Origin of the sequence: Natrinema sp. H-ect1 (genome assembly GCF_041821105.1) — an archaeon.
Classification (GTDB): Archaea; Halobacteriota; Halobacteria; order Halobacteriales; family Natrialbaceae; genus Natrinema; species Natrinema thermotolerans.
On record NZ_JBGUBA010000020.1, the window covers coordinates 25,570 to 33,799 of the forward strand.

The following is an 8,230-nucleotide window of genomic DNA, read 5'->3' on the forward strand; positions in this document are numbered from 1 at the left end:
ACTAACCTGATTCAGAGACATTGAGAACGAGTTCACCTCTCGCTGGCCCGCAGATCTGTTCGCAGTTGCCACGTTGGCTTCACCTGGAACGGATCTGGTTCCTCAACAGGATGGGGATGACTCTGATTCGTCGCCAGTGACACGGGCCGTTCGAGGCGGTTGATCAGTTCCTCACGGACGTCCTGCCGAGACATCGTCTGTTCGTGCCAGCCGAGCCGTTCGTCATAATGGCGCTTCTCGAATCTCTCGCCAACCGTATCGGCAGCGATGTACTGCGTCAGTTTAATTCCCCAGACGTTCGACGATCGATACTCGGCACCAACGTCTGCATGTGTGAGTTCTACGAGAACACACTCGACGAATGAAATGAGTGATTCCCGACTTCGGTCGTTCGGAACACGTAACTCGAGGTCAGACCAGGGTTGCTTGGAGGGTTGCCGGTGAGTTGGTGTCCGATCAATTCCACGGTCTCGTGGGTGCTGTCGCTCAGTGGTCATTCGCTATCTCGGGGCAGTTCGATCGCCCCGCACCCATCTCGGGGCGAAAAAACACTCCGGTGGGATCGTTTTAGAATACGTAGATCTGTCGAAATCCCATTCTTTAGTTATTTATCCCCGTGGAACCACTGCACACTACGGGTGCGAATTGAATATGGGCTTTCCATTACTAACAATGTATAGATATATGACCTTCTGGGAAGTACCAATAAATGAAAAATTATTTTTCGCCCCGATGACAATAGTACACATGAACAACATTCGACAAGTGTATAGACGCCTCGACAGTTGGGCGTGTGGACTATCTCGCGGTAAATATGCCATCCTTATTGGGGTCTCAGCCGCTCTTGGTGCGCTCGCAGTTACCTTGGCCCTCGGGGACCCGGATTATGCTTTCGCAACCGGAATCAGTCTCACAATGACTGTTCTCTATTATTGGTCCAATCCGAACCAAAAAGAGGAGTGAAGTGCTACGTCGCTTGACAAATTTTATCGTAGAATACTCTACGGTCACTACACATCCTGTACTTATCATTTATTGCGGTTACCAGCTCAACAGATGAGATAATCTATGACGTCCTTGTTTTGGCATCCCGTTCTACGAAACCTTGACCGTGACCTCATCAGATGGTGTCACTACCACACAGAACTCACCAACCGAGTATCGAATCTCGAGATCAGTATCGGTCTGTGGGCCCGTCGAGTCTACAAGCCGCTCGAGGGCTTCGGCGTCGATCATCCGCTGTAGTTGGTACTCGTCTTGATCGAGGCCCTGTTCCTCGAGTACAGTGATGATCTCGAGCAGAAGCGGTCGATCACTCATCGTCGACCTCTTCACTGACGATGTCGATGATCTCCTGGGCGGTCGAACTGATCCGCTCAAGCCGGTCGAGGATCGTCTCCGGTTCGTCACCGTGCCACGCGGCAAGGTAGAACGCTGATCCACTGGTATCCAACTCGAAGTGCCGTCCAACGATGTAGCCGACCGCTTCGGCCTCGAGTTCACGTTTCGATCGCTCAGCCTCGTCGTCGACGCCACTGTGTAACAGCGCATGCGCGTACTCGTGAACGAGCGTGACGGCGAGGTCAGCGTCGTTCTCGCGATCACGGACGGCGACGCGTGGCTGCTCTTGAGGGCGGTACTCACAGATTCCCCTTGGCACTCCCATACGACCAGTCCTGAGGTGGCACGACCTCTACGTCCATTTCGAGGGGATCTGCTGCTTTGAGGAGTGCGGGAACCAACTCGTCAGCCTGTCCCTTGGCTTCGGTTTCGAAGTCGGGCAGTGGCTCGCCGTCAGTCTGTGAGATATCGAAGACGGGCGCTGGTCGAAAGCCCACGAGTCCTTTCTCCCAGCTATCCGGCGGTGTGTCGTCGTATTCACAGTCACTGCGCTCGTGATACGACGGCGAGTTTCCGCAGTCGGGACACTGCTTTGCGATGATGGGCGCCCAGATCCAGACCGCTGTCTCCCCTTCTTTCACATGCCGGTCGAACTCGTTTTGCCATGTTCGATAGCCGGCAACGCGCGTTGCCTGCGGACACTGGAGTTTGATCAACAGCGTGTTTCGGTGCGAGTAGTCGTGGAACTGACTCTGGACATCCAACCACGCTTTGAACTGCTCGCTCGAGACGGCGTCATTGACCTCGTCGACGAGGTCCTGGATCCACGTCTCGATCGTGCTGTGCATCTCGTCGTGCCGGGTGTCCGAATCGTCGAACGTTTCCCGGGAGCGGCTGCTCGTAGCCATGTTCTATCACTGCTTCTCGAGTCGGGTCGGATCGAATCGACTGAACTCGAGGAGACCTCCGCCCCTCAGGGGTCTCACAAAAAACGCCGGACTCGAGCAGGGCTTGTGACTGCGGTTCCTCACAGAGAGTTGTGAACTCGTCGCGATGGTTGCGCTCGTGGCCGCATTTTCGACAGCGCCAGTACCGGGTCCGATACTCGTCGCTATCTGTGAGATCGATGTCGTAGGGTGATGGTGCTTTGCCGGGGAGCCACTCGTCGATCGCAACGAGTTCGTGTCCGTTTTGACGGATGGTATCGCCAGGATAGCTCTGGGATCGGTCGTTCGCTCTTCTGTTGGTACTGCTGGCTACACACTGTCGGCGAAAGCCCGGCAGCGAAACGGCCTTTGGCCGTAAGCAGCCCGGACCGTGGAGGTGGTGGGCGGTGGCGGTGACCGACACACACCAGCAAAAAAGGGGGACGACGACCGGCTACTCCCACCACGGGTATCGATCTGGGAACCGGACCTCCGACCACCGGGTGAGCGCGATTGAACACCGACCGTTGTACCAGTTTTTTGCCGCGGCCCTGAACCGGACTTGGTCACCTTCTCTGACCTTCGTCTGCTCGCTGGCCGTCCAAACAGTAAACTTCGTTCGCCCAGTTTCATCTTCGATCAGCCCGACCTGCTGCTGACTGGGACAGGCGGGCTCCCACAGTTCGATGATGCGCCCTTCGACGCTGACCTCTCCACGGTTGATCTCCTCGAGTCGCCCGATCGGGACGATGGTTCCAGCCTCGTTCAACAGCTCCTCTTTTGTCTCCATGACTGCCTCGAACAACTCCGCACCCCCGAGGACCCGACTGGCGATGCGCTTCGCGATAACGGCCCGTGTGTAACTACTGTCGACGCCGTCAGCCAACCGCTGCGCGAATTGATTGACCTCCGCCAGCGTCTCCCGCTCGAGTTTTGCTCGGGGATCGACCCGTGTGCCCGTCCGCTCGTCGCAACGCATTTCGTCGACCTTCTGCCGGGTACGCCACGCTCGGCCGTCCTGCTGTCCGAACTCGGCCTGGTCACTGATCCGCTCGAGTTCGTCCTCTCGAGCCTGAATGCGCTCTTCCTGGGCCAGTGTTGCGCCATGAATCCGATCTCCGCTGGTGTCTGCGATCCCCTCTGGGTGATTCGCATCTACCTTTGCCTGTGTCTCCTGCTCGACTGCCGCCTCGAGTTCCGGTGTCTCGTCGACGACCGGGAAGCGGCCCTCATTGACCGTCTGCTCGCTCGCTTGTTCGAATGCCTGTTCATCGACCGTAACGACCTTGCTACTCGAGTTGTTACTAGACATTGGAGTTCAACTCCTGAAGGCGCTCACGCGCCGCCACCGCGATGTCTCAGCATCGTGGTTTTCTGACGACTACGAACGACTAGATCCATCTGCGCGCTCTCGCTCGCGCCTTCGCGAGCGCCCTCCTGGGCGCGAGCGAGAGCGCGCCTCGTTGAGGTGGCCTCAACCAGCACCGCGCGCTGACCCGCCCGGAGCGAGCAGCCAGCGGAGTAAGCCCGCTCGTGTCCGGCCCGCGAGGGGCGCAACCGACGGGCTTACCCGCTGGCGTCGAGGGCACATCCATTTTAGCCCGGCAGCCCGCCCGCTATGCAGGCAGGCAGCCCGGAATGGTCGGTCGCGAGCGACGCGGAGGGCGTCAGCGGCGAGCGGGGCGAGTCGGTCACTACGATTGGACCCCAATCCTAACGGTGGCCAGTTGATCTCTCCACATGGGTGGGACTGAAAGGGGCTGGCGGACTCGAGGAACCCCGTCGACGCAAGCACCGCAACCTGAGAGGTGCGCAGCGAGACGCGGGACTCGAGCCCGCTAGGGGCTTTCACTGACCTGACAGACAACAGATGGATCAAGACTTCAGGACCACTAAGATCCGACTGCGTTTGGACGGCGGAACTTCGACTCAATCCTGGTGTGGATAACTATAGCAGTTTTCTCGAGTCGAATGACATAGCTGGAGATTTATGTCGAGCGGAGCCACAGAGCATAACAGTTGTGGATAGTAGAATATATACGACACTCCCACCCCACTGCTTCCGCTGTTAGCTTTGAAATGACTGCTCTATCCCCATGTAAGGGGGTAGATTGTCATTCGATGAAATAGAGTACGGACACAGTTTTTACCATATTTTCTTATATCATTCGGAACTTGTTTCTCTAACAACGGAAGTAGTGGAGTCCTGAAGTTCACTCATTGATACTCAGCAGATTCAGCCTGCTTACTGAGTCTCATCTCATACACCTCAATTCCATCAAGAAGTCCATCTAACCACAGTACTATTCAACCGAACTATTTCACCTAACAGCGGAAGCAGTGGGGTGGGGGAGGAGAAGACAACCTCATCTAACAGCGGAAGTGGTGGGGTGGAACCCAGAATTGCTAACAGCGGAAGTAGTGGGGTCAAACAGGAGCTTCGAACAATTCTGAGAGGCCCTCTCGAACGCTTTCAACCGACTGCTCTAGTTCGTGCTTTTTGTATTTCCCACCGCCTTTGCCGCGGTTCTCCTGAGTTGAGGAGATGATTCCCAGCGTCTTTAGTTCTGCCAGATACTCTCGAACAGCGCGATCGGACACTGGATCAGTTCCTTCCTGCTCACAGAGTTGCTCGTATGGGTCCCGAATCTCACGAGTGCGAGCAGGAGTTTCGCCCTGCTTCGCGAGGATCGTGAGTGACCAGAGAACCAACTGTCCATGTGTAGAATAATTACTGATCCCTTCTATGACTTGGTTTGTTTGAAGTCTCTCTCGAGCCTCGCGGACGTGCTCCTCAGTGACCAGATCGGCGTTTTTCTCTCGAGCGATGTCACCACTTTCTAAAAGAAGATCGAGTGCTTGTCGAGCATCGCCAGAGTCTTTCGCTCCGTATGCCGCACACATCTGAATCACTCCGTCGTCGAGGACACCGTTCTGAAACGCTACTTCCTCTCGCTGGCGAAGAACCTCTTGGAGTTCAGTTGCATTGTATGCACTAAACGAGACCTCCTTCTCACACAAACTCGAGCGGACTTTCGAACTGAGTTGGTTGCGAAAGCTCAGATCATTCGAGATGCCAATCACACCGAGGCGGACATCGGAGATGTCATCATTGGAACGGGCCCGAGGAAGTTTATAGAGGAGGCTGTCATCCTGGATATGATCGACCTCGTCGAGGACGATTAGAACAGTCCCACCAAGCTTATCGAGTTCATCGAACAAGAACTCGTAGACTGAGGATTGGGGATACCCTGTATTCGAAATTTGGTTGTTCGGATCACGCAACTCATTCACAAGTGCAACTGCTGTCTGATAGCTAGAGTTGAGCCCATCGCAGTTAATCTCGATCCTATGGAGATCTAATCCAGCAATCTGTTCTGCATCGTACTCAAGACGAGTAAGGAGAAATCGTGTAGCTGCAGTTTTACCAACACCACTCTTTCCGTAGAGAAATATGTTCGATGGTGTCTCCCCTTCGATGACCGGTTGCAATGCGGCGTGATATTGCTGGAGTTCTTTATCTCGTCCGACCAATTTATCCGGCGTCCATTCCTCGAGAAGAGCTTCCCGCTCTTCGAAAATGCTTCCTGTTGGTTGGAAGCTAAAGTCTGCCATCAGGAGTAAGTCTCAGTAAACGAACTTAACCTTTACTTCCGCTGTTTCCGTTGTTGGGGTTTGCTTATATACCATTAACCCCACTAGTTCCGCTGTTATCTGCTATTGACGATTGCATCTAACCGATCACATACTTCTCCAAGAACAGCGGATACAGTGGGGTCTCTCCCAGATCACCACACCACTTTGTCCGCTGTTCTCTCAGTAACGGGTCCGACACAGCCTTAGTCAAACAGTGATACGTCCGTTTTCTCCCGTATAGGTTTTTGTAAGGGACGAGACCGATACTGCAGGGCAACCTTCGGGAAAGTCAGTTGTGCGGGGACACATCGTTCATCATCGGCCTGCTACTCGAGAGACGGGCTTAAGAATACATACCTATCGGAGGGGAAGGACAATTGTTAACATACACTGATTGGGCCTACTTACCAGATGGTTCATCCAGTTACGAAGGGGAAAATGACTACCAAGTCGATACACTGTTTAACCAACACGGTGTGGGAACTGGCCGGTATGTTGGTTAAGCAGGCAGCTTCGGCACCTGATGTTCTCGAACTTTCTCGCGGTCTTCAGGAGGTAGGTCTGGGACAGGCCGAAGTCACGCCCGTGGAGACTGCGACCGCTGTGGAAACCGACGGAGCAAGGTCATCGTCGGTTTCTGCAAGTCGCATCGTTGAAACGGGAAGCCTCGGGGCTTGACTCCGAGGCGGTTCACAGTCGGGTCACCTCAGTCAGCGTTCGCATCGACGAGCGAGAAGACATCCGCCGTGGGATCGATATCGACGAGACCGATGCCGCGAAAGCCGAGATTGAGCATGTGCGAAGCGCCCGTCCCGCCGTCGCCGGTGTCGTACCCGAAGTCGTGGGAGTGCCCGCTGTAAGTGGCGAAAACGTCGTGAGTTCGCGTGAGCAGTTTCAGGGCGATGGAACCAGTGTGGAACGCCTCCCGGTCTTCCTCGCGCGTCCCCGTCGAGTGATGGCGGTCGAAGGAGGTATTGAACGGCGAGAGGTGCGAGACCACCACGACGTTCGAGCGATCACCGACCAGCCCCGCAAGGTGTTCGTAGGTCTCGAGGACGGTGTCGACGCTCCGAGAGAACGCGGGCACGTTCTCGTCGGCGATATCGAGCGTGGCCGCAGCGTCGTGAGCGGTCGCATCGCCATAGACGACGTCGAATAGGGCGTCCTCAATGGCGTCAGCGGTTCGGTCTGCCGCGTACCGGCGCTCGCCGCACGGCGCCGTCCGCGGGTCCAGCGCAGGGAACGCGACCTGATCGAGGGCGGGCTCGAGCGACCGGCGCTGGCATCCCCAACCGACGATGGTGACCGACTCGTACTCGCGGATCGTGTCGTGGCCGCTGGTCGCGCCCTCGACATCGTCGACGACGCGCTCGGGCATCGGCGCATGGTCGTGATTTCCCGGAACGTACAGAACCGGAATGTCTGCGGGGAATCGTTCGACGAACCGGCGTGCGAGGGCCACGTCGTCCCGACCGTCGCGATGCGTGAGGTCGCCCGCGATCCAGACCGCGTCGACGTCCTCGGGGACTGCCAGTGCGTCGACATCGTAGCCGCTCCCGGCCGGTTTGAGATGGAGGTCGTTATAAACGAGAGCGCGCATATCGTCGACAGGCAGTCGGGGACGATATAGCTGGTGGCGGCGCGGTACACGTCACGTAGCCGTTCCTCCTGACCGTTGCGGGTACGATACGGAAGTTGAGACTGGAAAGCTCGAGCGACTCATCTCCAAGGCGGTGACCTAGGCCCCAGCGACTCGAGGACTCGCCGTTGCTCGGCGACCTCGAGTAGCAGCCCGATTCGAGGCGGTTCAGCCTACCCGCTCAGGAGAGCAGTCAGGACAGGATTCGTGGTCTCTCTCCTCGAGTTCGTCGAGCGATTCGATCCGCCGTTGTACCTTCTCGTCGATCATTCGCATGAGGTCGTTGTCACGGATGGATCGGCTATCTTTAAGCAGCGAGAGAATCCCGGCGTTTACGCCGGGCGTGAATCAAGTAGATTTCTAGCGAACGTGTTCACTGTGATTCACGGCCTCAAGATCCGGATCGGTGTAGCGTTCGAGCGCCTCGCGAATGAGTCGGCAGAACGCGTCGGGACATTATGTGAGGACATTCAGTTCGGTCGCGCCTGCACCGTGGATCGTTCCAATCGCTGATCCGACAGTTGTACGCGACGGCCCGGTACCGATCGCCGACCTCGCCCCGGTTGGCTTCTAGGGGAGGTCCCTTGCCCCGATCTGGGCTTTCGTGACCGCGAGTCGCTCATTGACCTCCTCCCGCGCCTGAAGACGCGGGAATCCCGCCACGGGATTTCAGGCCGAGTGCAACGAA

The 8,230-nt window shown here is 56.6% G+C and carries 5 protein-coding genes and 3 pseudogenes; 1 reads left to right on the forward strand and 7 read right to left on the reverse strand.

All coding sequences use genetic code 11. From position 1 onward, the window contains the following. Window positions 1-32: 32 nt before the first annotated feature. The 6 genes and pseudogenes from ACERIM_RS19280 to ACERIM_RS19305 form a co-directional block, all read right to left on the reverse strand. A complete protein-coding gene (locus ACERIM_RS19280; RefSeq protein WP_084813281.1) occupies window positions 33-497 on the reverse strand; it encodes a hypothetical protein in 465 nt (154 codons plus the stop codon). A gap of 598 nt (window positions 498-1,095) precedes the next feature. Further along, window positions 1,096-1,320: a HalOD1 output domain-containing protein gene (locus ACERIM_RS19285; RefSeq protein ID WP_006648273.1), complete on the reverse strand. Its 225-nt coding sequence runs from the start codon at window positions 1,318-1,320 to the stop codon at window positions 1,096-1,098. Next, window positions 1,313-2,249: pseudogene (locus tag ACERIM_RS19290) on the reverse strand (ArdC-like ssDNA-binding domain-containing protein). Before ACERIM_RS19290 ends, ACERIM_RS19285 begins: the two are co-directional and overlap by 8 nt. A gap of 52 nt (window positions 2,250-2,301) precedes the next feature. After that, window positions 2,302-2,625, reverse strand: a pseudogene (locus tag ACERIM_RS19295) (hypothetical protein); the annotation flags it as partial. Window positions 2,626-2,721: 96 nt separating this feature from the next. Beyond that, the gene (locus ACERIM_RS19300) at window positions 2,722-3,579 is read right to left on the reverse strand and encodes a DNA-binding protein (protein WP_373633818.1); all 858 of its coding nucleotides are present in this window, start codon (window positions 3,577-3,579) and stop codon (window positions 2,722-2,724) included. A gap of 1,115 nt (window positions 3,580-4,694) precedes the next feature. After that, window positions 4,695-5,882, reverse strand: a complete 1,188-nt coding sequence (locus ACERIM_RS19305) for an orc1/cdc6 family replication initiation protein (protein ID WP_373633819.1) — start codon at window positions 5,880-5,882, stop codon at window positions 4,695-4,697. 555 nt (window positions 5,883-6,437) lie between these two features. On the opposite strand from ACERIM_RS19305, the pseudogene ACERIM_RS19310 reads away from it, so the two are divergent. Further along, window positions 6,438-6,581: pseudogene (locus tag ACERIM_RS19310) on the forward strand (RNA-guided endonuclease TnpB family protein); the annotation flags it as partial. Between the two features lie 28 nt (window positions 6,582-6,609). On the opposite strand, the gene ACERIM_RS19315 reads toward ACERIM_RS19310, so the two are convergent. Continuing rightward, complete coding sequence (locus ACERIM_RS19315) at window positions 6,610-7,503, reverse strand: metallophosphoesterase (RefSeq protein ID WP_373633820.1); 894 nt, start codon at window positions 7,501-7,503, stop codon at window positions 6,610-6,612. Window positions 7,504-8,230 lie beyond the last annotated feature (727 nt).

Bases quoted from the DNA above. Each gene is read 5' to 3' on its own strand.
- ACERIM_RS19315 (WP_373633820.1), bottom strand. From the start codon at position 7,503: ATGCGCGCTCTCGTTTATAACGACCTCCATCTCAAACCGGCCGGGAGC.
- ACERIM_RS19280 (WP_084813281.1), bottom strand. From the start codon at position 497: ATGACCACTGAGCGACAGCACCCACGAGACCGTGGAATTGATCGGACA.
- ACERIM_RS19285 (WP_006648273.1), bottom strand. From the start codon at position 1,320: ATGAGTGATCGACCGCTTCTGCTCGAGATCATCACTGTACTCGAGGAA.
- ACERIM_RS19305 (WP_373633819.1), bottom strand. From the start codon at position 5,882: ATGGCAGACTTTAGCTTCCAACCAACAGGAAGCATTTTCGAAGAGCGG.
- ACERIM_RS19300 (WP_373633818.1), bottom strand. From the start codon at position 3,579: ATGTCTAGTAACAACTCGAGTAGCAAGGTCGTTACGGTCGATGAACAG.